We start from the raw sequence: 25,608 nt of genomic DNA, 5'->3' as shown, positions 1-25,608 counted from the left end.
TTAGTCCGTAATACTGCTGTCAATCTGTTCTAAAATCGAATTCAACTCCTGTAACAAGGGGTGGTAATGCGAAAGTTCGGTGCTTTGACTGGTAAGGGCGAACATCAATAGGTTATTTTCAAATGCCTTGGATTGGAGCAGGGCCAGGTTCGATGGGAGATTGGTTTTTGGTTTCAATCCTAGGGCCGATGAGGTCTCGGTTTGCTCAAGAATGGTACGGATACTTAAACTATCGGTCCTGAACATATCGAGCACTTGAAGGCGTTGGGCGTTAAGGTCCGATTCTTGACGTTCAACATCCGTTAGGGTAACCATCCAGCTGGTAAGCTGAAGGCGAAGTTCTTGATTGGAAATAGAGTTCAAGCTTCCGGAATTCATCATTTCCTGTAGTAGAGCATTGTTAGGGTCGAAAGCGATATCGGAAGCAAAGGATTGAAACAGCAGTTCTGAAAACCGCACTTCGGTCGGGGTACTATCGGTTCGTGCTGTCATTTCGGCCAGTTGCAGTGCGCCATGATAATGGTTCGAATTAATTCGAATCAGCGCTTCCAGTTTGGCCTTACTGATTTCGAACTCTTTCTTTAAGCCCGTCAAATACGCTTGTTCTTTGTTTTGCAACTGCCGGTTTTGATTGGCATTATTGATCCATAAGGCTATCAAAATACCTATGACCACCAAAACTATTTCCCCAAGGGCATAGATTACATACTTTTTAATTCGATTTTCACCTAAGAGCTTTTGACGCAGTTTTCTAAATACTTTGGCCATGGTTGAATAGATATTGGAAGGGAAAAAGATAGTATAAATAATGCGAATCAAGGGTTAATGAAAACCATTGAAACCCAGATGCAATTTCTCAGTGTAACTCTGCGTATTCTCGGCGTGCCTCTGTGTAACTTGAGCCTTATGTGTTGTTGCACAGAGTTTCACGGAGTAGCACAGATGACCACAGAGAGTTCAACTCTTGATTCACGTAAATAACCAAAAAAACCGCCCTAGGTAGGGCGGTTTCATCATCTAACTAATTTTAGATTTGGGATGGGATCTATTCTGGAAAAACCGTTTTCCAGTCGTTTTTCATATCGATTAGGGTCCAGCCTTTTTCTTGGGCCTCGTCCAGGCCTTTATCGAATTTGCCAATATGCGAATCCCGATCATAGGCCCATTCGCGCTCGGCATCGGTATGGTGTACAAAGGCCATAAGGCGTTTGCCTGACCCAGCCGCAGTGTATTGTAACATTTGAAGGTCGCCATCGGAATTACCAAAGGCCGCAATTGGACGCTTACCAATGTATTTGTGTATGCCAACAGGTTTCCCGGCCTTGTCGTCGATAAGGTCGAATTCAGGTAAGAGTTCCAATTCCCCGGCATCGGTATACACCACTTTTAAGGTGCTGCCTACAATACGCTCGGTGGGTATGCCATAGGTTTCACTGGCCCATGGGCGCATAAAATCGGCCATACCACCGGAAACAATGAATACTTTAAAATCGTTGTCGGTAAGGTATTGGATCAACTCCAACATGGGTTGAAAGATCAGTTCGTTATAGGCCTTGTTTTTGGTAGGGTGTTTGGCGGTGGCCAACCAATCCATTATTTTTTCGGTATAGGCGTCTACGGTCATTCCGGCATTGGTAGCCATTAAGATCTTACCGAGTCCGGCATGGCCCGAGGCCATAACGGCTTTCATATCATCGTCCAAAACCGCTTTAAATACAGGGTCTTTGGCCCATTCGGGATGTTCCGGTGCCATTTTTTTGACCAAATCAATGGAATAGATCAGTTGAAAATAAGCCGGTTGCTCACTCCATAGGGTGCCATCGTTGTCGAAGGTAGCGATACGATTGGCCGGGGCCACATAGTCGGGTCCGTTTTCTTGGGTAACGGCCTCTACAAAAGCCATTATCTGCGATTTTGATGCAGAATCGTGCCAAGAGGGTAGCGGATTGGCCTCGACGACTTCTAGGGTAGCTTCGGTAGATTCGGCCGGGGCCTGTTTGCAAGCCGTAAAGGTTAGGGCTGCCGCCACAAGGGCGAGTGTTACAAAGGTTTTGGTTGTGTTTTTCATTACGAATGGAATCGTTTTTAGATAAAAATGTTATCAAAAATAACAAAATAGACCACGGGAATGCCGTGGCCTATAGAAGAGATATTAACAAAGAAATGAGAGGGAAAGTTTTACGGATAAGTAGTAAAACTATTGCCTGTTACTATCGCTGGGTCCCCGTTCTTTTTGGTCTTTCTTTGGATTGAACCGGTAAATAAAACTGAGACTATAGCGGTCGCCGATCAAATTCCTTTTGGAGTGCCTATAGAACCCAACCCCGGTCGTACGGGTTTCCCGAATACGCAAATCGAATAAATTGCTGGCATTAAAGCTAAGCGTGGCCTTGTTTTGCCAAAAATTTTTACTGAGCCCGAAGTCGAGAAAATAGACCGGTTCGGTTAACGTTTGGGCACTTTGGTTGGCCGTCCTGAAATTAAAACCGGCCTGTAATCGCATTTGGGCGGGTAGCCGCATACGTGTATTGAAACGAGCCGTCCAGGTTTGATCTTCGGAATCAAGACTTTGACCATCGACGCTGCCTTTTTGTAAAAAACGGTAATAGTTAAGTTCTCCGGAGAGATTTAACCAGTTCAACGGCCTATAATTTACCGAGAGCTCGGCGCCCAAGCGTTCTTCATAGTCTAGGTTGACCGGAAAATAACTAATGATTCCGTTTGGGTTACTGGTGTTGAAAAAGGAAAAGGCATTGTCGGTTTTTTGATAGTACAGGGCCGGTTGAAGGGTTAGGCCTTCCCAACGTGATAAAAAGGAAAGCTCTATAGCGTCGGTAAAGGCCGGGTCGAGGTCGGGGTTGCCCAATCGGATTTCGGAAATATCGGATAGTCCGCCAAAGGGGTTCAGTTGCCAAAATCTGGGGCGGTTGATACGACTGCTATACCCAAGCCTCAATTCGGTGGTTTCGTTGAAATTGTAAGCCAAATGGGAGGTGGGGAAAACGCGTGTGTATTCTTTTTCATCGGTAAAGTCACCTTTGTTGTCCTCGATCTTAATTTTGGTGTATTCGGTCCGTAGGCCCATTTGGTATTTGAGTTTACCCCATTGGTTTCCGTATTGTACATAGGCCCCGCCAATGGTCTCGTGGTAATCTACGTCGTTATCGATACCCAAATAGGTTTGCCATTGGCCATCGGTAAAGGTTTCTGCCAAGTATTTGCTGGTTATAACACGGGTTTCGCCCCTGATTCCGGTTTCAAACCTTCCGCTTTCCCCAATAGGGCTGGTAAAATCGGCCTGGATTAGAAAGTCGTCACTGCTTTCTATGTTGTTGGTTCTCAAATCGTTTTTGGCCAAATATTCGGGAAAGGTAATCGCTGAAGTAAAATTTTCGTTTTCATCGTCATCCCAAAAATCATACTGGAAATCGAGGGTGAGTTTTTGTCCTTCTCGATCGAAATTCTTGGTGTAATTGGCCTCCCACTGGTTGTAGTTTTGGGGTTCCCTATAGTTTTCTAGTCGAGTTAAGGTACTGTCTAGGTCCATAGCCGTATTAAAGTAGTCGTAGGTGCTATGAATACGGTTTCGGGCCCGGTTCATGGATCTATAAAAGGCCGAGGTAATCGATTGGGTACTGTCTATCTGATATTCGCCACCCACATACAGATTCAGGTTACGATAGTTACGATTTATTTCGGCGTTTTGTTTCAGAAAAAAAGCATTCGCATTGCTTTGGTCTACCTCTTGCGATCCAATAAACTCGAGATACCTTACCCCAAGTGTCGAAAATAGGTTGAGTTTGCCAGTATGGTAGTTTAAGTTGGCCGATAACCTATGGTTGGCCGGGGTGCCTGTGGTGGCCGAGATAGAACCGTTGAATCCATCGGCCCGGTTTCGTTTGAGTACGATGTTTATGATACCGGCCGTACCTTGGGCCTGCATATTTGAAGAGGGGTTGGTAATTACCTCGACACGCTCGATCTGTTCTGCCGGAATTTGTTCCAGGCCATTGTTGGCTACCAAGACCGAAGGTTTACCATTGATCAACAAAGTAACGTTCGGATTACCGCGAAGGGCGACCGCCCCGTCGACATCTACGGTTACCGAGGGAACATTGTCCAGTACTTGACTTAAAGAACCATTAGCACTCAGAAGATCTTTGCCAACGTTGAACACTTTTTTGTCCAGACTCAGGCCAATGGTAGCTTTTTCACCACTGAGTTCCACACCTTCCAGTTGTTGTACATCCGGGGTTAAGGCAATGGGAGCTATAACCAAGTTTTTATCGAGTACGACTTCGATCTCGTAGGCTTTATATGAAAGGAATTCGGCCCGTAAAAGATAAGTGCCAGAAGGAACCTCTAATTCGAATTTACCTTCTAGATCGGTGATAATACCATTGATAAGTGCGCCATTTTGATGCAAACTTACCGTGGCAAATTCCAAAACTTGTCCCGATTGGGCGTCTATGATTTTACCTTCCAGTCGGTTTTGGCCGGAAACGACCAAGCTGGTGAGTACAAAAATTAAGGGGATTACATATTTCATGACCATTCGCTTTTTGATTGATGATTAGGTGGATGATGAAGTCACCTAAATTTGATTTTGTTTTTTGATTGCGATTACAAATTTGGGGTTTAGGTCGGTTCAGAATTCGGCCTACATATCGATAGTGCATTCCGACCTATAAAAGAAAGGTTCTATCCGAAGGAGGTGTTTCGGGGGGTGTTACCCCTTGTTTTGTCAATCGTAAAGACCTGTTTGGCAAGCGTAGCCGGTCATTCGCCCTACATTGGTTACATTTAGGATATGGTAACTACTCCTGATAGACAAAATGAGCTTCGGTTCCACATTCTTTTTTGGTTGGCCATATGGTTGTTTGGCTGCATTCAAAGTATGTGGGCCGATTATCCTTTTTTGGTTGTTATTGGCCCAGCGACCTTGATGCTTTTTCCACAAATAATGGCCGGTTATACCTTGGCCTACTATCAGGTACCGCAATTGTTGTACAAACGCAAGTATTTACTCTTTGCTTTGAGTTTGCTCGTGTCGGTTTATGTGTTTTCGGTCTTGGCCCGTTTAATGATGGTATATATTATAGAGGAACTATATCGGGAACCCCCCTTTGCAAAAGAATCCATTCCCGAAATATTGACCGATATAAAGCGATTGATCAAGGGCTATGTGTTTAAAGTATATTCGTACGCCTCTGCTTTTACGGTAGCCGTTTTGATAAAGGAGCGCTTTGTGAATGAAAGAAAACAGCAGGCCTTGATACAGGAAAAGGTCACCTCCGAACTCAACTTTCTAAAAGCCCAGGTGCATCCGCATTTTTTGTTCAACACTTTGAATAATTTGTATGTGTTGACCCTTCAGAAATCCGATAAGGCGCCTGAGACGGTTATGAAACTATCGCAAATGTTAGATTATATGCTGTACCAATGCGATGGCGACCGGGTGCCTTTGAGCAAAGAGGTAGCGTTGATCCAGAATTATATCGAATTGGAAAAACTACGCTATGGGGATCGGCTATCGTTGAGATATGATCAATCCTTGGATGACCCTGAGCGTCCCATTGCCCCTTTGTTACTGGTGCCATTAATTGAAAATGCCTTTAAACATGGTGCCAGTTCTGGAGTGGACAAGTCTTGGATAACCATAGAAATACTACTCCAAGAAGGAAGGCTTACGGTAAAAGTGGTCAATGGCAAAGCGGTAACCAAACCAAAAGACGACACCCAATACACTAAAGGAATCGGTTTGGGCAATATGCGAAACCAATTGCAATTGATCTATCCCGAGAGCCACCGATTGGACATAGAGGAGACCTCCGCTGAATTTCACGTACTTTTGGAAATAGAGCTGTAAACCATGCCTATAAAATGCCTGATCATAGACGACGAACCCCTGGCCATTGAATTGGTACGCCAGCATGTTTCCCATTTTCCGGATATGGAGGTTGTGGCCACGGCCGAAAATGCCTTGGAGGGTTTCGATTTGTTGAATAAACATCAAATAGACCTACTGTTTCTAGATATCCAAATGCCCAAACTCACCGGACTGCAGTTCCTAAAGGCCTTGACCAACCCGCCCCAGGTAATCTTGACCACTGCCTATCGCGAATATGCCTTGGAAAGCTATGATCTGGAGGTGTTGGATTATCTGCTAAAACCCATCTCGTTCGAACGCTTTTTAAAGGCCATAAACAAATACTATAAATTACAAGATAAGCCTACAAACCCGGTAACGCCAGCTCCCTCAAGTCCGTTGGTTAACGACCATATCTATGTAAATGTGAACAAAAAACACCACAAGGTATTGTTCCAAGATATGTTGTATGCCGAGAGTCTAAAGGATTATGTACGCATACATACCCAAGACGATAGCTATACCACCAAATTCAAGATCAGCGATTTTATGGGCTTGTTACCTTCCCATTTTATTCGGGTACACCGATCGTATGTAGTAAATACCCAAAAGATTACCGCTTTTACCGGACTCGATGTAGAAATCGATAGTACGGAAATTCCCATAGGGGCCAGTTATAAAGAAGACGTATTGGCTAGCTTAAAGGGGGGTAGGGAATAAGCGGTTACACTTTTTATGGGTTTCAATAATTGCTACTATCGGCTATTACACGGAGGTTCATAGAGAATTTTTCAACTACACGATTCAACAATAATCAATTACCAGGGCAAGATTTAAACATGCGCTAACATAGGGGCTTTGGTTTTCAGGGCCTGATGGGTTAGTTTTGGAGTTACCAAACTAATTCTATTATGAAAACCAGAACAATAGTAAGCAGAACACTGGCCATAACAGCCTTTTTTGTAGGTCTGGGGTTACAAGCCCAACACCAACACGGCGAGGGCGAAGCCCACACCCATTACCGGGAGCATGACGATTTTTTGGCCCATAAACTCTTGTTTCCTTCCAAAGTTCCCGATCGTGTAATTACCAATCTTACCGAAGATCCGGCCCATAGTTTTGCGGTAAACTGGCGTACCAACCAACAAATTCAAGAGGCCTTTGTAGAAGTGGCCGTGGCCACCGACGGCCCTGGCTTTTTACTGAACAACCCACGGCGCATTACCGCCAATACCGAAATGTTCGAAAACCAGAACCGTAACGAACCCTTGGTCAAAGCAGCTTTTCATTCGGCTTTGGTCGATGGGTTGGAACCTAACACCACCTATGTATATCGTGTAGGTAATGGAGGGGTAGATAATAGGGGTTGGAGCGAATGGTTCCAGTTTACCACGGCCCAAGAAGGCGATGCCCCTTTTAGTTTCATCTATTTTGGCGATGCCCAAAACCATGTGAAATCGATGTGGTCTCGAGTTATCCGAAATTCGTACCGTCAATTCCCGGAGGTGGATTTTATGTTGCATGCCGGGGATTTGATCAATGATCGCGATGCCAATATCGAATGGGGCGAGTGGTTCCATGCCGGTAGTTTTATACATGCCACCGTGCCCAGTATCATGACCCCGGGCAACCACGAATATCGAGATGGCGTATTGTCGTCTTTATGGAGGCCCCAGTTCAACCTACCACAAAACGGACCAATCGAGGCATTAAAGGAAACCTGTTTCGCCCTGGATTACCAAGGCATGAAATTGATATCTATTGATGCCGAAGGCTTCGACGAAAGTGAAGCGGCTGCCAAAGCCCAAGTACAATGGTTAGATTCCGTTTTGGCGGCCAATACCCAAAAGTGGACGGCCATTACCATGCACTATCCCATTTACTCTACCGCTAAAGGACGCGATAATAAAGAGCTACGTAAGGCCTTAAAGCCCTTGATCGACAAATACAAGGTAGATTTGGTGTTACAGGGTCACGATCATACCTATGCGCGGGGGTATGCCGAAAACAATGGGAAAGGAATGACCAAGGTCGATGATATCGGTACCATATATACCGTATCGGTAAGTGGGCCAAAAATGTACGAATCCAAAGACCAAAAGTGGATGGACAGAAGGGGAGAGTTTACCCAACTGTTTCAGATCATTACGGTAAACGGCGATAAAATAAGCTATGAGGCCTATACCCCTATAGGTACTTTGTACGATGCCTTCGATCTAATCAAAAAAGACGGAAAAAAGACCATGATAAACCGCATTCCCGATAGTCCGGTCCGCTTAAAGAAAGATTTTGTGAAAGAGAAGTAATAACGGCTTGGGCAGGGGGTGAAAATGAACCTTATTTTCCTTGATGTGCCAAAGGCAATTGGTTTAAGGACAATAGGTTTACTTTCACCCCTTTTTCACTCATACGGGTCAGGTGAACGACTTCTTTTTGGCTGGGCCGGGCCCAGTTGTAGTACAGGGTGGTTTTAAGATAGGCCGGGCCGTTGTTTGGTTGACCCCGAAAGGTAAGGTTGATCAACCAAGATCCGTTCAACTCATCTATAAAAAAGGCTTCGGAGGCCGTTCCCAAAGTAATCTCCTGTCCAATTCGTTGTGGATTACCCTTTTCGGTATGGTTGAAATCGAAGGTGAATTTTTGCGGGCTTACGAACTCGATTTCAAACTCCGTTTCCGGGCCCACCCATTCAAATACAAGGCGTAGATCTTTGTCAAGTTCCTTAACCTCGCTGTAAGAAGTATTGAAATGATCCGTTATCTGGGCCGCTTGTTTGTCAAAGGTATAGATGTGCTCCATTTCATCGAACACGATCTTACCCAATCCTTCGGTTCCTAACGGATGGCCCGTAGTAACATATTGCTTATAGTATTGCCAGGCATTTTTAGGCATGTCCATTCGGGCATAGGCCTGTGCCAGGTTCCGCTGGTTTTGGGCGTTTACCGGATCTAGGTTGAAAATGGCCCTGTAAGTAACCAAGGCTTTCTTTATTTCGTTCAATCGGTCATAGGCAAAAGCGACGAGCTTTAGGTTTTCGGGGTCTTCCGAAAAGCGGCCCCGCATTTCCGCAAGCACCTCCAGAGCAGCGGCCCTATTTTGGTGTTGGTGCTCCAAAACCTCCAGAGCATCCAAATGGTAAGCGGGCATGGAACCAAAGGTGTTTAATCCGTTTTTATAAGCCGCTACTACCTGAGTGGCATCGGTCATTTTCTCCCATTCAATCAAATAGTTGGGTTTGGCCCATTTTAATTTGGTTTTGGCATTGCCTTTATATGTATTGGTACGTTTGTTTTTGCCTTTACCCTTTTTGTTCCTATGCATCAACTTGGTGTTGATCACGATTACGCCTCCGGAACCTTCGGTACCATATTTGGTAGTAGCGGCATAGGATTTTAGTACATGTATATCTTTGATAAGTTCGGGGTCTAGCATGGGTAGATCCCGCATTATATTACCATCTACTTCAAAAATGACCGGTTTTGGGTATTCGATGGAGTTCACTCCCCTAAGGTAAATGCCTTCATGCGCCCCAACAGGATCCATTTGTAAGTTGGGGACATGGTTCATTAAAAATTGGATCATAGATTGGGGCGCTTGTTTATTGATTTCCTTCTCCCCTATATAATTTATCGCCACCCCCGATTTCCGGGTATCCACCTCCCCAAATTTGTTATAAACCTTTTCTGGCTTGCCCATTTCGGTGATCACTTCCCCATAGGCGTTTGTTTTTTGGGCGGCTACGGTCACTTCATCCAATTGATTGGTAGCCTTTTCAAGGACTATGGTGGTAAATGGCATGTTCTTAGTTACCTTAATGATCTTTTCGGTCTTGCCCAAATAACTAAAAAGTATGCTGTCATTCTCAGTAGCCCTTAGGGTAAAATTTCCGAAATTATCCGATTTCACCCCATTAGTTGTTCCAATAACCAAGATGTTGACGCCTTCCAACGGAAGACTTTCCGAAAGTACTTGTCCCCGCACGACTAAGCCTTCCTCTTGACCCCAACTAGGTATGGTTACCATTAACAAAAGTGAAATCAAATACCGTACATGCCGCGTGACCATAGTTTTTGGAATAAAGTTGCTAACCGACAGTAAGATAGAAAATTTATGCCTAGACCGTATTTTTACCATGCTACTTTTTATCGTAATTTGGCATAGTTAAACAAAGGTCGATGCTTAAGGAACTTCAAGAGAAATACGGGTATATTTTCGAAAAGGAATTGATAGAGGAAATCAATCAGGTAGGCACTTTTAAGGAAGTAACCGAGGGGATGCTGTTGATGGATATCGGGCAATACATACGATCGATGCCCTTGTTGATCTCCGGGGCCATTAAGATCTTACGCGAAGATGAAGAGGGCGATGAATTACTGCTCTACTATTTGGAGCCAGGTGATACCTGTGCCATGACCCTTACCTGCTGTATGGGCTCGGCCAAAAGCGAGATCCGGGCCATTGCAGAAACCGACACCCAATTGATTATGGTGCCGGTGCAAAAAATGGAGGAGTGGACCGGTAAATACCGGAACTGGCGCAATTTTGTGTTCGAAAGCTACCATACCCGACTTATGGAAATGTTGGAGACCATAGACTCCATCGCTTTTATGAATATGGACCAACGCCTCTTAAAATACCTCAAGGAAAAGACCCGTATAGGCAAGGAAGATATGATCAACGCCACCCACCAACAAATTGCCTACGACCTGCATACTTCTCGTGTTGTGGTTTCTCGATTGCTCAAAAGTTTGGAGAAAAAGGGCATGATCGAGCTGCACCGGAATTCCATTAAAATTATTGCGTTAGAGGTCTAACAGGGTTATACCTAAGACTTTGTAACCAAAGTTACTGCAAGCTGCCAAGGCCCCGGCTATATTTGAAGCTATGGTTTTGGAGGTGTACGAATGGTTATGGTCCTATGAAATACATACTGGCTGCGACCAAGTAGCCTGACTTTTATCAGCTTCTATCACCTTACCATTGCCGAATTTTGCAAACCGAATAAAAAACAATCACATGAAAGTAGAACAGATTTACACCGGATGTTTGGCCCATGCCGCCTATTATATTGAAAGTAAGGGGGAGGCCGCCGTTTTCGATCCCTTACGTGAGGTGCAACCTTATTTAGATCGTGCCGACAAAGATGGGGCCAAGATCAAATATGTATTCGAGACCCACTTTCATGCCGATTTTGTATCGGGTCATTTAGACCTCAAGAAAAAATCGGGTGCCCAGATCGTTTTTGGTCCAACCGCCAAACCGGGTTATGAGGCTACGGTGGCCGAAGACGGACAGGTTTTCGAGATTGGCGATTATAAGATCAAGGTCATTCACACCCCAGGGCATACCATGGAAAGTACGACCTTTTTATTGATCGATGCCGAAGGAAAGGAACACGGCCTGATTACGGGTGACACCTTGTTCATCGGAGATGTGGGTCGGCCCGATTTGGCCCAACACGTTATCGCCGATCTTACCGAAGAGAAATTGGCCGGGCATTTGTTCGATTCATTACGCAACAAGATTATGCCCCTGGCCGATGAACTGATTGTTTACCCCAACCATGGCGCCGGATCGGCTTGCGGTAAAAACATGAGTACCGAGACTACCGACACATTGGGTAATCAAAAACAGACCAATTATGCCCTCCGGGCCGATATGACCAAAGACGAGTTTATTAAAGAACTCTTGACCGGTCTTACCACACCTCCGGGGTATTTTCCGCAAAACGTGCTCATGAACATTAAGGGGTATGAGTCTTTGGATACGGTTATGGATAGAGGTTTGAACCCACTCGATCCCGAAGGCTTCGAAGAAGTGGCTAATGCCACCCAAGCCCTTATTTTGGATACCCGTTCTGCAGATGATTTCTCAAAAGGCTTTATACCAAAAAGTATCAATATCGGTCTTAAAGGAAGTTTCGCCCAATGGGTGGGTGAAATGATACCCGATGTAAAGCAGCCTATTCTTTTGGTTACCGATCCCGGAGACGAAGAAGAAGCGGTTACCCGCTTATCGCGTGTGGGTTATGACAATACCGTAGGTTATCTCCAAGGCGGATATGAGGCTTGGGAAAAGTCGGATAGTTTGAGTTTTGAAGTAGGTCGAGTAGATATCGATGCCTTTTTAAGTATCTATAAAGATGAATCACCCTTGGTTTTCGATGTACGTAAAAAGAGCGAGTTCGACAGCCAACATTTAGTAGGGGCCATTAATATTCCACTGAACGAAATCAATGAACATTTAGAGGAATTTCCAAAAGACAAGGCTTTTATTATTCATTGTGCCGGAGGCTATCGTTCAATGATTGCGGCCTCGATCTTAAAGCAACGCGGCTGGGATAATTTTGTAGATATCTCAGGCGGATTCAAAGACATGGTCAATACCGAATTGCCATTAACGGCCTATGTGTGCCCAACGACTATGTTGTAGATAAGAAATAGAGTTTGCTAAGAAAGCCTGGGGATTCCCAGGCTTTTGTTTTTTAATGCATATTAGGCTTTGGCGCCCCTCTCCCCAAGGGTTAGGGGCTAGGGGTGAGGGAGCTAGGTCTAAGTTGTCACCTAAAACGGATCCGAGAATTTCGGGTTGTTTAAAAATTCGTGGTCGGTCAGTGTGTTTAAAAAGGCGATCAAGGCTTGCTTGTCCGCCGGGGTTAAGGCTAGTCCGCCCGCCTGTTGAATACTCTCCAAGGTACTGTTTACGCTACTACTGTACCGGATACCATGGTCGTAATGATCGATGACCTCTTCTAGGGTATTGAACCTACCATCGTGCATATAGGGCGGGGTTACCGCTATATTGCGTAAAGAGGGCACCTTAAAAGTGCCTTTTTCAAAGGCTTGGCCGCTTACCTTCATGCGACCCACGTCCACAATATCGGCTTCAAGATCAAGGCCATTGTTCATATAGGCGTTGTTTTCAAAATTGGGCCCACCATGACAGTTGGAACAGCCCGCTCCGGATTGGGCCGGGTTCAGGGCATTGAAACCACTGAAAAATAGGTCACGCCCCCGTGCTTCTTGCGGACTAAAGTCTGCCTTATCGGCCAAAACCTTATCGTATTTGCTAGAATTGGAGATCAGGATGTTCATAAACTGTTCCAAGGCCAATGAAATACGTTTCGGGTTTATTTCCGGTGAACCGAAAACCGCTTTAAAACGATTTTGGTAGTCGGGTTGGGCATTAAGTTTTTCGACCACTTCTTCGTGGCTTATGTTCATTTCCAAGGGGTCTTCAATAGGCATTAACGCTTGGTCGCGCAACAAATGGGCACGACCATCCCAGAAAAATTCATTTTGGTTCCAGAGCATATTGAATATGGCCATGGCCTGTCTTTTACCAGGTTTACCTTCTACCCCAATCGAAAAACGATCGGTATCCGAAAAGGCGTTTTTTTGCTCATGGCAAGAGGCACAAGACATGCTGTTATCCTTACTTAATAGTTTTTCGTAAAACAAACGCCTGCCTAGCGCCACCCCCTGGGTCGTTGGTATGTTATCCGAAGGGATGTTCGGAGCGGGGAGCCCGTCGTGCACAATAGTGTAGTTTTGGGATAGGGGTTCTTCCGTACCAGAATCCTTAGAACAAGCCCCAACTATAAAAATAATGAGGCCTAAACCGATAAACCAGTTCTTTTTCATGGGATAAACGTTTTGGTTATGGTGGGGTAAAGGACATTAAAAAGACACGATTATCTTTTGACCCATATCAAATACCGCATTTCAGGGGCATAAAAAACGATGTTTTAGGCTATGGCTAACTGATGTTCGTCTAATTCATACCTTTATTTCTTGTGGATGCATTAGTTTCCATGGAAAATTGAGGTTATGAAATCAATAGGAACTTTACTCTTGATGCTATGCGTAGGGCTTGGCTTTGGTCAAACCACCGACATAAATGCAAAACGACCCAATGTGGTATTGATCATGACCGATGATCAGGGTATTGGCGACCTCGGGTTTTATGGTAATATCCATATCCATACCCCAGTCTTGGATAAACTGGCTGAGGAAAGTACCCGTTTCAACCGATTTTTCGTTTCCCCCGTTTGTGCCCCTACCCGGGCCAGCTTAATGACGGGCCGCAATTCGTTACGTACCGGAATTCACGATACCTATAACGGCGGGGCCATAATGGCAACCGAAGAGGTTACCTTGGCCGAGATGCTATCGGCTGCCGGTTACCGTACCGCCATGGTGGGCAAATGGCATTTGGGCGATAATTATCCTACCCGTCCCCACGATCAAGGTTTTGATGAGGCTTTATATCATTTGTCGGGTGGAATTGGCCAAGTGGGCGATTGGCCCAACTATATGGCCAAGGATAGTAGTTACTTTGATCCGGTCTTATGGAACAATGGTAAAAAAGTAACTACCAAAGGCTATTGTTCCGATGTGTTCGGTGATGCTGCCGTCGATTTTATCAAAGCCAATGCGGCGGCTCCCTTTTTCCTGTATTTGGCCTTTAATGCCCCACATGGCCCCTTTCAAGTGCCCCAGGAATATTACGACCGTTATGCGGACAAAGACTTGTCGGTCCAAGTGGGGGGGGATACGGAGATGCCCTTTCCGAAAATGAACCCGGCCCAAGTAGATATTGCCCGTAAGGCCTATGGTATGGTAACTAATATAGACGACAATGTGGGCAAGGTTATGGCCCAGCTCAAGGCATCGGGTGTGGCAGAGAATACCTTGGTCATTTTTATGACCGACAATGGGGCGTCTACCCCGAGGTACAATTATGGGCTACGCGAAAAGAAGGGCTCGGTATATCAAGGCGGTATACAGGTGCCCAGTTTTTGGCATTGGCCCAAGACCTTAAAAGCGGGGAGAGAGGTACAGACGAACGCCGCCCATATCGATATGCTGCCCACCTTGGCCCGTTTGTGTAACGTACCCCTGCCCAAAGATGTTCCTTTAGACGGAAAGGATTTGACCCCATTATTGTTCGGGGAACCTGAGCCCGATTGGAAAGACCGTTCCATTTATTTGTATTGGAACCGCCGTTATCCCGAACTCTATAAAAACATGACCCTGATCCAAGGCGATCGAAAATTGGTGGCCCAAACCAAAAATGGCACCTCGGAATTCGGCTTGTTTGATTTGGCCCAAGATCCCTACGAGCAACAAAACCTCGCCCAAGGGCAAACAGAACCGGTACGTCGCATGAAGCAAGAGGTCCAGTCTTGGTATCAACAGATTATTCAAAGTCGGCATTTACAAGAACACCCGCGGGCCATAATTGGTACGCAACATGAGCTCAGCACGGTCTTAAACCGCAACGATGCCTTTGGGGTGGAGGGAATCTGGAGTAAAAGCACCAATGTTTATGGGGCGTGGGAAGTTGAGGTGGCCCAAGCGGGGTATTACGATATTCGCTTTCATATGCTGGAACCGATCGAAAACCCAAAGGCCGAGGCCAAATTGGAATTGGGTTCATACTTGGTTTCAAAAAATTGGAGTGCTATAACCGCCGATAACAGTATTTGGCGTTCGGTATACCTGCCTAAATCCAAAGGCCGACTTATTCCCCGGATATTCGATGGGGAAACCTGGACACTGCCTTTTTGGGTTCAAATCGAACCCAGTAAGCAACCTTAAAATCCTGTTAAAAAAGGTTTAGGTAACCAATGTTACCTTGAGCAAGGGCGAAGGAATGTATATTTGTAGGGTAAGTTAACTCAAAAGAGGTTTTTTGTTGAAACCTTAACGAGTATCGAACAACCCTTAGGAACCACCTTTTTACGAATCATGAAGATTGAACAAATATACACCGGATGCTTGGCCCAAGGCGCTTACTACATAGAGAGTAAGGGCGAAGCGGCCATCATTGACCCGCTCCGCGAGGTGCATCCGTATGTGAAGCGTGCCAAATTGGACGACGCCAAGATCAAATATATTTTCGAGACCCATTTCCATGCCGATTTTGTCAGCGGGCACCTTACCTTGTCCAAAGAAACCAAGGCACCTATAGTATATGGGCCCAATGCCAATCCTTCCTTCGAGGCCATTATTGCCGAAGACGGACAGGAATTCAAACTGGGCGAAGTAAGTATCATCGCCTTGCATACGCCGGGGCATACTATGGAGAGTACCACCTTTCTCTTGCGCGATAAAGATGGGAAAGACCATGCCTTGTTTACCGGAGACACCCTCTTTTTGGGAGATGTCGGCAGGCCCGATCTGGCCCAAAAAGCAGCCGACATGACCCAAGAGCAGTTGGCCGGTTTGTTGTATACCAGTCTACGTGAAAAAATTATGCCGCTGGCCGATGATATCATAGTTTACCCTGCTCATGGCGCAGGATCTGCCTGTGGCAAGAATATGATGAAGGAGACGGTAGATACCTTGGGCAATCAGAAAAAAATGAACTATGCCCTGAGGGCCGATATGACCGAGGCCGAATTTATTGCTGAGGTTACCGATGGCTTGTTGCCACCCCCACAGTATTTTCCGTTGAACGTGAAAATGAACAAAGAGGGTTACGACCATATAGATGCCGTAATCGAAAGGGGGACCACACCCTTGGATCCCGAGGCCTTTGAGGCCATGGCCAACGAAAGTGGTGCTGTGGTACTCGATGTACGCCATCAGAACGATTATGCCGAAGGCCATATACCAAGATCCATATTTATTGGTATCGATGGCGGATTTGCCCCATGGGTAGGCGCGTTGATCGCCGATGTGGCACAACCCATTTTACTGGTGGCCCCCAAAGGCAGGGAAGAAGAAGTGATCACCCGTTTGTCTCGGGTAGGTTTTGATCAGACCATTGGCTTTTTAGAAGGTGGTTTTGAAGCTTGGAAAAAAGCAGGAAAGGAATTTGACAAGGTCAGTTCCATACCGGCCAGCGATTTTAAAGGTGTTCTCGATAACAATACCGAAGTGGCCGTTTTCGATGTACGTAAAGATGGGGAGTTTGAGGCCGAGCATTTGGCACAGGCCAAACATACCCCGCTCGATTATTTGAACGACCATATCGGGGCTTTTGATTCGGAAGATACCATGTTCGTGCACTGTGCCGGTGGGTACCGGAGTATGATCGCGATCTCTATTTTAAAAAGTAGGGGTATACATAATGTAATAGATATTGCGGGTGGGATGAAATCCATCTTGGAAGCCGGAATCGAAACTACCGATTTCGTTTGTCCCAGTACACGCAAATAAGCTCGGATAGCGAGTAACAATATTTGGAGCAAGGCTCCATAACGAGGGTTTATATGGGTTGGTTCCCCGAAAGCGGGGTGTTGCGTAACTGCGCACCCCGTTTTTAATTTTTAAAACTCGTGAATAACGAATTGAATAGATACAACTAAAAGATTAAGCATATGTCCATATTAAGTTTTTTGTTCGGAGGAAAAGATACTCCAGGGGTCACCAAGTTGAATGTGGCCGATTTTAAATCGGGAATCGGCCAAAAAGGGGTGCAGATATTGGATGTGCGGACGGCAGGTGAGTTCGGTTCGGGTCATATCGCAAAAGCCAAGAACCTCGACTTTTTCCAAGGGAGCCGTTTTAAGTCCGGATTGGAAAGATTAAAGAAAGACAAGCCCGTTTATGTGTATTGCCAATCGGGAAACCGTAGTGGTAAGGCGGCCCGTATGATGGCGGCCATGGGCTTTACCGAGATTTACGATTTGCGAGGGGGGTATTTAGCGTGGTCTTAAGGTGATTTATATCCTGTTTCGTGATAAGCGGAATACTTTTCTTTGGAAGTTAATCGTAAAAACATAAATGATGAAGCAAACCATAATCGTCCAGAACCTAAAATGTGGGGGCTGTGCCAAGACCATTACCAAAAAAATCAGTGCCTTAGAAGGGGTGTCGGAAGTGGTAGTTACGCCAGAGACCTCTGAAATCGCTTTTGTGGCCACCTCGGAAACGGAGGTACAAAACGTAAAGACCAATTTATTGAATTTAGGCTACCCGGCCGTAGACGAGGCCAATAGCTTAGTGTCCAAAGCCAAGTCTTTTGTAAGTTGTGCCACGGGTAAAATGTCACAATAAGAATATCATGGGAAACAGGTTCGTTTTAGGGCTATTGCTTTTGGCCACTGTGACCGTAGGCTGTAAAGAAGGACAAAAAGGGGAATCCGAATTATCCGATGACGAGATTTTGGCTTTGGCCGATAAGGGTCAGGCCCTAATGGAGGTTAATTGTAACCTATGCCATGGGGCCAAACCTAGTTTAGATGAAAGTGTGGCACCGCCCATGGTGGCCGTAAAGGCCCATTATCTAGAGGCAAATATGGGTTTTGAGGAATTTCACCAAAACATGGCTGCTTTTTTGAACAAGCCCAGCGCCGAGAGTGCCCAAATGAAGGGCGCTGTGAAACGCTTCGGTGTTATGCCTTTTCAGCCGTACCCTAAGGAAACACTAAAGGCCATAGCCGCCCATTTGTATACCTATAAAGTACCCCAACCCCAGTGGTGGGACGCACATTGGGTAGCCGAAGGGCATGGTAAATATGAGCAAACCGGAAAAGTTTGGGAGGCTAAAAAAGAAAAATTGAACTATGCCCAACAAGGCCTTAAAATTGCGATGGCCACCAAAAAACAATTGGGCAAAAACCTTATGGGGAAACTACAAAAAGAAGGTCCAGCCGCGGCCTTGACCTTTTGTAACGACCGTGCCATTCCGCTTACCGATAGTATGTCGGTAGCCATGCATGCCCAAGTGAAACGGGTATCGGACAAGGCCCGTAACCCCATTAACAAGGCCAATGCTGCGGAAGAAGGGATATTGGATGCCTATAAAGTGTTATTACAAGATGGTATGGATTTGAAACCTATCGTAGACAGCTCCCAAGCACCGGTTAAGGTATATTATCCGATAACGACCAATAGTATGTGCCTAAAATGCCATGGTAAACCCGGGGAAGATATTAAACCCGCTACCTTGGACATGATAAAACGATTTTACCCCAATGATGCCGCTCAAGGCTATGGCGTAAACGAAATCAGGGGCATGTGGCGAATAACTTTAAACCCAAATGAAAATGGCGAACTTTAACGATATCATCAATAGCGACAAACCCGTACTCATCGATTTTTTTGCCGAGTGGTGCGGACCCTGTAAAATGATGGCCCCGATCTTGACCGAAGTAAAGACCGCGGTGGGGGAAAAGGCGGCTATCTTAAAGATAGATGTGGACAAAAACCAAGCCTTGGCTGCCCAATATCAAGTGCGTGGTGTACCTACTCTAATGTTGTTCAAAAACGGCAAACAACTCTGGCGCCAATCGGGTGTAGTACCTGCCCAAGAATTGATCCGATTGATCGAATCGAATTAAACGAATTGCCTTAAAGCAAGTATCAAGGGTAAGAAACTCTGTAAAACTCTGCGGTGCTCCGTGATACGCTGTGTAACAACTATTCATAACCCAAGAACACGGGGATTCATGAGGCCGTAATGTGTTACTATGATCGTTGGTAATGGGTAATCAGTAATTTAAGGCGCAGATTTGTAATAGCAGCCTCTTTTTTAGGACTCAGTTACTTATTAGAAGCGTCCTTAAACCCATGGCCCAATTGGCCCATAAAGCTGTCGGGCATATGCTCGTCGCCCGGGTAACCCAATTGAATGTGGGCATTGTCGTCGGGTACATGGGCGGTACCGAAAATATAATCCCAAAGACTGAGACTGATTCCGAAATTCATACCATAAGGCTTATGTTCGGGTAGGTTATAGGCATGATGGTACAGGTGCATTACCGAATTGTTCAAAAGGTATTTTAAGGGCCCCCAGGTAATCCGGATGTTGGCATGGTTCAAATGCCCAATGGCTATGGCGGTAAAGTGCACGATATAGGCCTGTTCAGGTTCAAATCCGCCCAAAAGCATTAATCCGACGGTTTTTAAAGGCTTGTAGAGCAGGTTTTCCATCCAATGGTAACGTAGGTGCGCGGCAAAACCCATTTCCTTCACACTATGGTGTACCTGATGAAAACGCCAAAACCAAGGTGTTTTATGTAGAAGTACATGGGTGAACCACTGTACGAAATCGAGCAAGACGAAAAACAGTAGTAATTGTGCCCAAGCGGGTAGGCTTTTTAAATCCAACAGGGCCAACGATTGCATACTGATACCCATGCCCCCGAAAAACAGTCCGATGGCTTTGTAAAAACCACTGATGGCCACCGAGAATACAAAGAAATTAAAGTACATATAAAAACCATCCAACCAAAAGTCTTTGCGCAGGGGTTTCTGATCTTTCCGCCAAGGAAAAAGCAATTCGAGCCCCCAGACGACCAATGAAAGCAGGGTTAGGCCCCAAAAGTAATTGGAGTACCAGGGCACTTGGAACAAGATGGATTTCCAGGTCCACTGGGCCGAACCAATCAAGGCGTTTAAAAAAGCATCTGTATACATACAGGGAAAATTTGACGCAAGTTAGTTGCTAGAATTCGGATTTTTCGTAACCCAAGTTACCATAATAGGTAGTATTGTCTTATTGAAATCGAGGTATTCGCAAGCATTTGTAACCCGAGTTACAAAATAGGTAAAATACTACCTTTATATTTAGCGGAACCATAAAAAAAGTAACAGCATGGAGGGACATCATCAAATCGTGGTCATTGGCGGGGGTACGGCCGGAATTATGATCGCGGCACAATTGTTAAAAAAAGACCCCAAACTCGATATTGCGGTCTTAGAACCCAGTGAGACCCATTATTACCAACCCGCCTGGACCTTGGTAGGGGCTGGGGATTACCAATTTGGGAAAACCGCCCGGCCTACGGCATCGGTCATGCCCAAAGGGGTAACATGGATCAAGGATTATGCCGAAGGGTTCGATCCGGTCAACAATGCGATAAGCACCCGAAACGGCGGTAAATTGCAATACGATTATTTGGTGGTAGCTCCCGGTCTGGTCATGGCCCCTCATCTGATAGAAGGCCTTACCGAGGCTTTGGAACGCAAAGAAAATGTTTGTAGTAACTATACCGATCCCGAACATACCTGGAAGGTGCTGCAAAACTTTAAGGGTGGTAATGCCATCTTTACCCAACCGGCCACCCCGATCAAATGTGGGGGTGCACCCCAAAAAATAGCCTATTTGGCATCGCACTATTTTAAAAAGCACGGTCTGGCCGATAAGACCAATGTGGTCTTTGCCACACCTGGTACGGTCATCTTTGGGGTAAAACCCATAAAAGAGACCCTGACCAAGGTGTTACACCGTTACAATATCGATTTTCGTACACATTATACCCCTATTAAAATCGATTCCGACAATAAGGTGGTGTATTTTAAAAATGCCAATCCGGGCGACAATACCTGTGTGATCAACGAAGACGATTCTACCGGCGAACATATACAGGGCGAGTCCATTATCGATATGCCTTACGATATGTTGCATTTGGCACCGCCCCAAACCGCTCCCCAGTTCGTTCAAGATTCCGATTTGGTGAATGCCAATGGCTGGCTGGATGTAGATCATCACTCCCTTCAGCACAAAAAATACCCCAATATTTTTGGTTTGGGCGATGTAGCCGGACTCCCAACTGCCAAAACGGGCGCAGCCATTAGAAAACAGGCCCCGATTGTGGTCGATAACCTCTTAAAACTCTTGGCGAAAAAACAGGCCGATAATACCGGGTATAATGGCTATTCTTCGTGCCCTCTGGTTACCGGTTATGGCAAGATGGTCTTGGCCGAATTCGACTATAACAACAACTTTATACCCGACCCCAAACTAAAACGCATGTTGGTGTTCAATAGCGCCAAGGAGCATTGGCGTTTGTATATGTTCAAAAAACATATGTTACCCTATTTGTATTGGAATAAAATGATGCAGGGTAAAGAAGTGTAGTGGCCCATGGCCCAGGCCCCTCTCTTTTTCGATAGCTTTCGGGAAGAGAGGTTTTTTTTACCTGGATAGCGCCATTAACTTCCTTTGATAATTGTTCTTAAGGAAGGCCCGAGGGTTCAGAACTACAGGGTATTCCTGAATTGAATGTGTAATAGGAGGCGTTCAGCCTAGGCTTCCACCTTTAAGCCCTTCCCCGAAAGCAATACCGCGGTCTTAAATTCTTTAGCGGTCATATTTACCTGCCGAACCTTGGCTTCGTCGACCACCCAAACCTCACCCAAATCGGTATCGGGGGTAGAGGGTAAAAACACGGTGGCTTTTTGTTTTTCGGCATGTACCAAGAGTCCGGGTTTCCAACCTTCGGCCATTTCGACGAACACGGGCTGTCTAAGATCTTCACCCGGCTGAAGTTTTTTCATCATGGTGGCTTTATATTTTGAATAGGTAGGGATATAGGTAAGTACATTGTTCTCGATCCAATCCTTGCCATTAACTATTTTGGAAACCCTTCCCAGTAAACCGAACACATACAGGGCCACGATTAATAATAAAGAGGTAAGAATAGGGGCGATATCTACGCCTTCTACTTCATGCAGCCCCAAGGCGGCCGTTATTTTATGTCCGAAACCATATAGGAATCCGTATAGTTTTTGGTAAATGGCAATAAGAATGAAAATAGGTAGGGAAAGAATAATCCCGGAAATAATGGTGTCTTTGGTTTTTTTGATGAAAGTTTCCAAGGTTTGGCGGTTTTTTGCTAAAAATAAGCAAACCCTTTAAATGTAAAAAGAAAGAAGACGGGCTGCGGACCCGTCTTCTTGTAGTACTCAATTCTATTGTAGTATCAGAAATCAACCTCCCTTGATTGATCGTACCAGACCGTCTGCGGAACGGTCGAATCGAGTTATCGTAGACCTGACAGGTTTTGGTAACCTGTCAGGTCTGTGGATTTCATTAAAACTTATACTGTACGAAAGCCGAAAGGTTCCTTCCGGGATCGTTGATCGGTACCCGTCCAAAACCAGGCTGGTTGGCAAAGGAAAAATTCAGATGATCGTGATAGGTCTTGTCAAAAACATTCATGGCGGCCACACCGATATCAAGGTTTTTAAATGCCCGGATACCGGCCCTTAGGTCAACCAGTCCATAACCCGGGGTCACTTGCTCGGCAAAGGATTCCGATATGTTCTCCTGTGACGATTTTAAGGTCCAGTCGATTTTACCCCAAAACTTGCTGTTGTCAAAACCAGCGGTAAACCGGGCGGTAAACGGTGGTATAAGGGGTAAGGGTTCGTTCAGGTCTTTATTCTTGGCATAGACATACGACAATTGGGTGCCCAGTTCAAAATGTTCGGCAAAGTTAAGACTACCATAAGCCTCGAATCCGGTTTTGTAGGCATCGTCTACGTTTTGGTACACTTTGGCCACGGTGGGTGGGGTGGTGGGCATATACTTTCGGGGAACGTTGGGGTCTATGATCGGTACGATATGGTTGTCGTAGATCGAATAATAGGCCGATAGTCCGTAGTCAAAAGAACTGGTTTCCCCATGGGCCTTTCCTTTAAAGCCAATTTCGAACTGGTTGTTTACCTCGGCATCCAGATTGGGGTTACCTACATATTCAAATCCGTCGGGCCCTACACTAAAATGGTTGATAAAACGCTCGGTCATATTGGCCGATCTTACCCCGCGGCCATAGGCCATTTCCAAGAGAAAATCTTCCGTCATACGGTATTTAATGGAGGCAGTGGCCGAGATATTGTTCTCGGTACGTTTATCCAAGTCTGGATACATGGTCAAGAAGTCTTCGGCCGGGTCTTGGGCCTCAGAGACCACCCTGTCGTAACGGGCGCCAACGGTAAGTAAGGTCTTGTCGGTCAGTGGGTGTTTGGCTTCCCAAAAGATACCCAAGTCGTTTACATAGGCATCTTGCCATATCTTGTCTACCTTCACCATGGGTTGGGCAAGAGGCATGCCCATCATATTGCGTTTTATGGTTCGGGTACGGTTGCCTTCACGGGCAATACCGAAATAATCGGCACCCAGATAAAACCAGGTCTTACCCAGTTTTTTGGAAGTGAGTTCCAATTTACCGCCCACGGTGGTGGCCTCTACCGGCGAAACGGCATGTACCATCATAAAATTGGGTCGGTTTACATTGCTCATCAAATGGTCTACATACGAATAGTAGGCCTTGGCAGCGAGTTTGGTAAAGAATCCGTTTAAGGCTTTGTGGCTATAGTCCAAAGAAAGGATGGAGCTGTCGTCGTATTCGGTATCCATGGGCAAACCGGCATGTAATACGTCACGACCGAAAGACTGGCGCCAGTGGGCCTGTAAACGTTGGTCTTCGGTTGGGCGGAATCCTAAACGTACCCCATAATCGGTAGAACGGAATGCTGAGGGGATCTCGGTACCATCTCCATCTTCATAATTTCCAAAATCGCGGTATCCTCCGGTGGCCATAACATCCCAACGGTCCCAAACCTGTGTGAGTCCGGCAGAGGTAACCACCGTATTCCCATTGCTTTCGTACCCGCCATGGACAAATCCGCTTAAACCTTTTTCGTTTAGGTCGGGCATTTGGGTCACCAGGTTAACGATACCCCCAAAAGTGGCGCCGTAACGCACCGAATAAGGCCCTTTGATGACCTCGATATCGGCGATTTCCTCCGGGATAATATGGGTGGTCACCGGGTCCATTCGGTTGGGACAGGCATGCATGGCCTTGGTACCCCCGTTGAACTGTAGGTTCAGCTGTTCGTATTGCGATCCCCTAAAACTGGGATCTATGGCGTAATTGCCCCTTTTGATCAATGAAAAGCCATTGACATCCTTAAAGAGGTCGGCCACGTTTTTGGGTTGTACGATTTTTTGGGCCAGGTCGTTTGCGGTTTCGGTCAGTACCGGGTCGGTCTTTAGGTTACCGGTTACGATTACCTCGTTTAAAAAAGTGGTTTGCTTCTCGGTGCTATCGGTTTCTTGTTCTTGGGCGGATAACGATAGGGGTAGCCATAGGGCACCCATGAATAGTGCGAAAAAAGTACGCATAGGTAGTATTTTTTGGAAGGAGGTCTTGAGGGCTTGTTTGGCCAGTGTTACCCCTTCCGGGTTCGTATATGAAAATGATGGTATGACACGGTAAGGTGTTCAGGAGAAACCATAGGAAACCCTGCTACGGAAGTGTCAATAAAGTATAAGCGGAATTATACCAGCTCGGGGGGTTGGCCACCCGTAAGCGGTTGCCACTGCGAAAAGCCGTTTTGGTAACGGAAATTGTGTTGGTTGGCCGGGTCGATCGAATTGAGTTGAAGTTGCTCCAATTGCATGGGGTAAAGCAACAGTCGGTAGACGAAAGTATGCTTTTGGGGTTCGTCGGCATCCCCGGGTACCTCTTGGTTTATCGTTTTTAGAAAACACTTGGCCCTACAATCGAGTTCGGGCTTGTCTACGTTTTCACAAAAGGTTTGTATAAACCCATCGGTATCCATAAAATAGTAGGCATAAGAGAAAGAGGCCTTAAAAGAACCGAAGAGCACCATAAGGGCCAATACCAACGGAAAAAGGGAAACTTTCTCTTGCATGGCACAAAGATAGATCGCCCAAACGGATTGCAAACTGACAATTGTCAGTTTTCTGTAGGTAAAAGATAAAAAAGTATTCTATTTCCTTGCGGGCTTTTCAATGTTTTTTGGTTGGGGTGGAAGACAAGCCCAGGTAAACCGGTGAGGGTTTTAGGTAGTATTGTAAATAGGGGCTTAGGCGAATTACGAATCGAATAGCATGCAAATTTTAAAAAAACGATTATTTTTGCAGCCCCGAAGCATGTTTTCGGGTATTGGCCTCATAGTTCAAGGGATAGTCCCGATTCCGATAATTATCGGAACTATCGGGAAGAAGTTTCCTAGGGCCAGATACACAAA

At 45.7% G+C, this 25,608-nt stretch carries 21 protein-coding genes; 12 read left to right on the top strand and 9 right to left on the bottom strand.

Features of this window, described 5'->3' with window-relative positions:
* From B7P33_RS09655 to B7P33_RS09645, 3 genes are all read right to left on the bottom strand, one after another.
* Nucleotides 1-768, bottom strand: coding sequence for a DUF6090 family protein (locus tag B7P33_RS09655; protein ID WP_097441762.1), 768 nt, complete (start codon nt 766-768; stop codon nt 1-3).
* A gap of 277 nt (nt 769-1,045) precedes the next feature.
* A complete protein-coding gene (locus B7P33_RS09650; RefSeq protein ID WP_097441761.1) occupies nt 1,046-2,068 on the bottom strand; it encodes an HAD family hydrolase in 1,023 nt (340 codons plus the stop codon).
* Nucleotides 2,069-2,197: 129 nt separating this feature from the next.
* Entirely contained in the window at nt 2,198-4,549 is a 2,352-nt protein-coding gene (locus B7P33_RS09645; RefSeq protein WP_172435910.1) for a TonB-dependent receptor, read from the bottom strand.
* A 348-nt stretch (nt 4,550-4,897) separates the two neighbouring features.
* Here B7P33_RS09645 and B7P33_RS09640 point away from each other — a divergent pair, with 348 nt between their 5' ends.
* The 3 genes from B7P33_RS09640 to B7P33_RS09630 all read left to right on the top strand — a co-directional run bounded on the left by B7P33_RS09640 (nt 4,898) and on the right by B7P33_RS09630 (nt 8,175).
* Entirely contained in the window at nt 4,898-5,869 is a 972-nt protein-coding gene (locus tag B7P33_RS09640) for a sensor histidine kinase (protein ID WP_172435909.1), read from the top strand.
* 3 nt (nt 5,870-5,872) lie between these two features.
* Nucleotides 5,873-6,589, top strand: a complete 717-nt coding sequence (locus B7P33_RS09635) for a LytR/AlgR family response regulator transcription factor (protein WP_097441758.1) — start codon at nt 5,873-5,875, stop codon at nt 6,587-6,589.
* Between the two features lie 191 nt (nt 6,590-6,780).
* Nucleotides 6,781-8,175 carry a purple acid phosphatase family protein gene (locus B7P33_RS09630; RefSeq protein WP_097441757.1) on the top strand — a complete coding sequence of 465 codons (1,395 nt, stop codon included), beginning with the start codon at nt 6,781-6,783 and terminating at the stop codon, nt 8,173-8,175.
* Between the two features lie 31 nt (nt 8,176-8,206).
* On the opposite strand, the gene B7P33_RS09625 is transcribed toward B7P33_RS09630, so the two are convergent.
* Nucleotides 8,207-9,934, bottom strand: coding sequence for a tetratricopeptide repeat protein (locus B7P33_RS09625; RefSeq protein ID WP_172435908.1), 1,728 nt, complete (start codon nt 9,932-9,934; stop codon nt 8,207-8,209).
* A gap of 110 nt (nt 9,935-10,044) precedes the next feature.
* Here B7P33_RS09625 and B7P33_RS09620 point away from each other — a divergent pair, with 110 nt between their 5' ends.
* Nucleotides 10,045-10,683, top strand: coding sequence for a Crp/Fnr family transcriptional regulator (locus B7P33_RS09620; RefSeq protein ID WP_097441755.1), 639 nt, complete (start codon nt 10,045-10,047; stop codon nt 10,681-10,683).
* Between the two features lie 202 nt (nt 10,684-10,885).
* Entirely contained in the window at nt 10,886-12,301 is a 1,416-nt protein-coding gene (locus B7P33_RS09615) for an MBL fold metallo-hydrolase (protein WP_097441754.1), read from the top strand.
* A 131-nt stretch (nt 12,302-12,432) separates the two neighbouring features.
* Here B7P33_RS09615 and B7P33_RS09610 read toward each other — a convergent pair whose 3' ends face one another.
* A complete protein-coding gene (locus B7P33_RS09610; RefSeq protein ID WP_097441753.1) occupies nt 12,433-13,512 on the bottom strand; it encodes a cytochrome-c peroxidase in 1,080 nt (359 codons plus the stop codon).
* Between the two features lie 186 nt (nt 13,513-13,698).
* On the opposite strand from B7P33_RS09610, the gene B7P33_RS09605 reads away from it, so the two are divergent.
* The 6 genes from B7P33_RS09605 to trxA all read left to right on the top strand — a co-directional run bounded on the left by B7P33_RS09605 (nt 13,699) and on the right by trxA (nt 19,163).
* Entirely contained in the window at nt 13,699-15,471 is a 1,773-nt protein-coding gene (locus B7P33_RS09605; RefSeq protein WP_097441752.1) for an arylsulfatase, read from the top strand.
* 150 nt (nt 15,472-15,621) lie between these two features.
* Complete coding sequence (locus B7P33_RS09600; protein ID WP_097441751.1) at nt 15,622-17,037, top strand: MBL fold metallo-hydrolase; 1,416 nt, start codon at nt 15,622-15,624, stop codon at nt 17,035-17,037.
* 161 nt (nt 17,038-17,198) lie between these two features.
* A complete protein-coding gene (locus tag B7P33_RS09595) occupies nt 17,199-17,537 on the top strand; it encodes a rhodanese-like domain-containing protein (protein WP_097441750.1) in 339 nt (112 codons plus the stop codon).
* Nucleotides 17,538-17,607: 70 nt separating this feature from the next.
* Entirely contained in the window at nt 17,608-17,877 is a 270-nt protein-coding gene (locus B7P33_RS09590) for a heavy-metal-associated domain-containing protein (protein ID WP_097442298.1), read from the top strand.
* A gap of 7 nt (nt 17,878-17,884) precedes the next feature.
* The gene (locus B7P33_RS09585; protein ID WP_097441749.1) at nt 17,885-18,883 is read left to right on the top strand and encodes a Tll0287-like domain-containing protein; all 999 of its coding nucleotides are present in this window, start codon (nt 17,885-17,887) and stop codon (nt 18,881-18,883) included.
* Complete coding sequence (gene trxA, locus B7P33_RS09580) at nt 18,870-19,163, top strand: thioredoxin (protein ID WP_097442297.1); 294 nt, start codon at nt 18,870-18,872, stop codon at nt 19,161-19,163. Before B7P33_RS09585 ends, trxA begins: the two co-directional genes overlap by 14 nt.
* A gap of 202 nt (nt 19,164-19,365) precedes the next feature.
* On the opposite strand, the gene B7P33_RS09575 is transcribed toward trxA, so the two are convergent.
* Entirely contained in the window at nt 19,366-20,241 is an 876-nt protein-coding gene (locus tag B7P33_RS09575) for a sterol desaturase family protein (RefSeq protein ID WP_097441748.1), read from the bottom strand.
* A gap of 178 nt (nt 20,242-20,419) precedes the next feature.
* On the opposite strand from B7P33_RS09575, the gene B7P33_RS09570 reads away from it, so the two are divergent.
* Nucleotides 20,420-21,685, top strand: coding sequence for an NAD(P)/FAD-dependent oxidoreductase (locus B7P33_RS09570; protein WP_097441747.1), 1,266 nt, complete (start codon nt 20,420-20,422; stop codon nt 21,683-21,685).
* A 167-nt stretch (nt 21,686-21,852) separates the two neighbouring features.
* Here B7P33_RS09570 and B7P33_RS09565 read toward each other — a convergent pair whose 3' ends face one another.
* The 3 genes from B7P33_RS09565 to B7P33_RS09555 form a co-directional block, all read right to left on the bottom strand.
* Nucleotides 21,853-22,425 (bottom strand): DUF502 domain-containing protein, encoded by a 573-nt coding sequence (locus tag B7P33_RS09565; RefSeq protein ID WP_097441746.1) that lies wholly within the window; start codon nt 22,423-22,425, stop codon nt 21,853-21,855.
* Nucleotides 22,426-22,639: 214 nt separating this feature from the next.
* Nucleotides 22,640-24,736 (bottom strand): TonB-dependent receptor domain-containing protein, encoded by a 2,097-nt coding sequence (locus B7P33_RS09560; protein ID WP_245871739.1) that lies wholly within the window; start codon nt 24,734-24,736, stop codon nt 22,640-22,642.
* A gap of 155 nt (nt 24,737-24,891) precedes the next feature.
* Complete coding sequence (locus tag B7P33_RS09555; RefSeq protein ID WP_097441744.1) at nt 24,892-25,269, bottom strand: hypothetical protein; 378 nt, start codon at nt 25,267-25,269, stop codon at nt 24,892-24,894.
* Nucleotides 25,270-25,608: the final 339 nt, after the last annotated feature.

Origin of the sequence: Sediminicola luteus (assembly GCF_002514735.1) — a bacterium.
In the GTDB taxonomy this organism is placed as follows: domain Bacteria; phylum Bacteroidota; class Bacteroidia; order Flavobacteriales; family Flavobacteriaceae; genus HQA918.
This window is presented reverse-complemented; position numbering and strand designations above follow the sequence as displayed.

Excerpts from the sequence above, each read along its gene's own strand:
- B7P33_RS09610 (WP_097441753.1), bottom strand. The coding sequence starts at position 13,512 with ATGAAAAAGAACTGGTTTATCGGTTTAGGCCTCATTATTTTTATAGTT.
- B7P33_RS09640 (WP_172435909.1), top strand. The coding sequence starts at position 4,898 with ATGTGGGCCGATTATCCTTTTTTGGTTGTTATTGGCCCAGCGACCTTG.
- B7P33_RS09560 (WP_245871739.1), bottom strand. The coding sequence starts at position 24,736 with ATGCGTACTTTTTTCGCACTATTCATGGGTGCCCTATGGCTACCCCTA.
- B7P33_RS09645 (WP_172435910.1), bottom strand. The coding sequence starts at position 4,549 with ATGAAATATGTAATCCCCTTAATTTTTGTACTCACCAGCTTGGTCGTT.
- B7P33_RS09605 (WP_097441752.1), top strand. The coding sequence starts at position 13,699 with ATGAAATCAATAGGAACTTTACTCTTGATGCTATGCGTAGGGCTTGGC.
- B7P33_RS09650 (WP_097441761.1), bottom strand. The coding sequence starts at position 2,068 with ATGAAAAACACAACCAAAACCTTTGTAACACTCGCCCTTGTGGCGGCA.
- B7P33_RS09655 (WP_097441762.1), bottom strand. The coding sequence starts at position 768 with ATGGCCAAAGTATTTAGAAAACTGCGTCAAAAGCTCTTAGGTGAAAAT.
- B7P33_RS09630 (WP_097441757.1), top strand. The coding sequence starts at position 6,781 with ATGAAAACCAGAACAATAGTAAGCAGAACACTGGCCATAACAGCCTTT.
- B7P33_RS09620 (WP_097441755.1), top strand. The coding sequence starts at position 10,045 with ATGCTTAAGGAACTTCAAGAGAAATACGGGTATATTTTCGAAAAGGAA.
- B7P33_RS09615 (WP_097441754.1), top strand. The coding sequence starts at position 10,886 with ATGAAAGTAGAACAGATTTACACCGGATGTTTGGCCCATGCCGCCTAT.
- B7P33_RS09600 (WP_097441751.1), top strand. The coding sequence starts at position 15,622 with ATGAAGATTGAACAAATATACACCGGATGCTTGGCCCAAGGCGCTTAC.
- B7P33_RS09635 (WP_097441758.1), top strand. The coding sequence starts at position 5,873 with ATGCCTATAAAATGCCTGATCATAGACGACGAACCCCTGGCCATTGAA.
- trxA (WP_097442297.1), top strand. The coding sequence starts at position 18,870 with ATGGCGAACTTTAACGATATCATCAATAGCGACAAACCCGTACTCATC.
- B7P33_RS09590 (WP_097442298.1), top strand. The coding sequence starts at position 17,608 with ATGAAGCAAACCATAATCGTCCAGAACCTAAAATGTGGGGGCTGTGCC.
- B7P33_RS09555 (WP_097441744.1), bottom strand. The coding sequence starts at position 25,269 with ATGCAAGAGAAAGTTTCCCTTTTTCCGTTGGTATTGGCCCTTATGGTG.
- B7P33_RS09575 (WP_097441748.1), bottom strand. The coding sequence starts at position 20,241 with ATGTATACAGATGCTTTTTTAAACGCCTTGATTGGTTCGGCCCAGTGG.
- B7P33_RS09585 (WP_097441749.1), top strand. The coding sequence starts at position 17,885 with ATGGGAAACAGGTTCGTTTTAGGGCTATTGCTTTTGGCCACTGTGACC.
- B7P33_RS09595 (WP_097441750.1), top strand. The coding sequence starts at position 17,199 with ATGTCCATATTAAGTTTTTTGTTCGGAGGAAAAGATACTCCAGGGGTC.
- B7P33_RS09570 (WP_097441747.1), top strand. The coding sequence starts at position 20,420 with ATGGAGGGACATCATCAAATCGTGGTCATTGGCGGGGGTACGGCCGGA.
- B7P33_RS09625 (WP_172435908.1), bottom strand. The coding sequence starts at position 9,934 with ATGGTCACGCGGCATGTACGGTATTTGATTTCACTTTTGTTAATGGTA.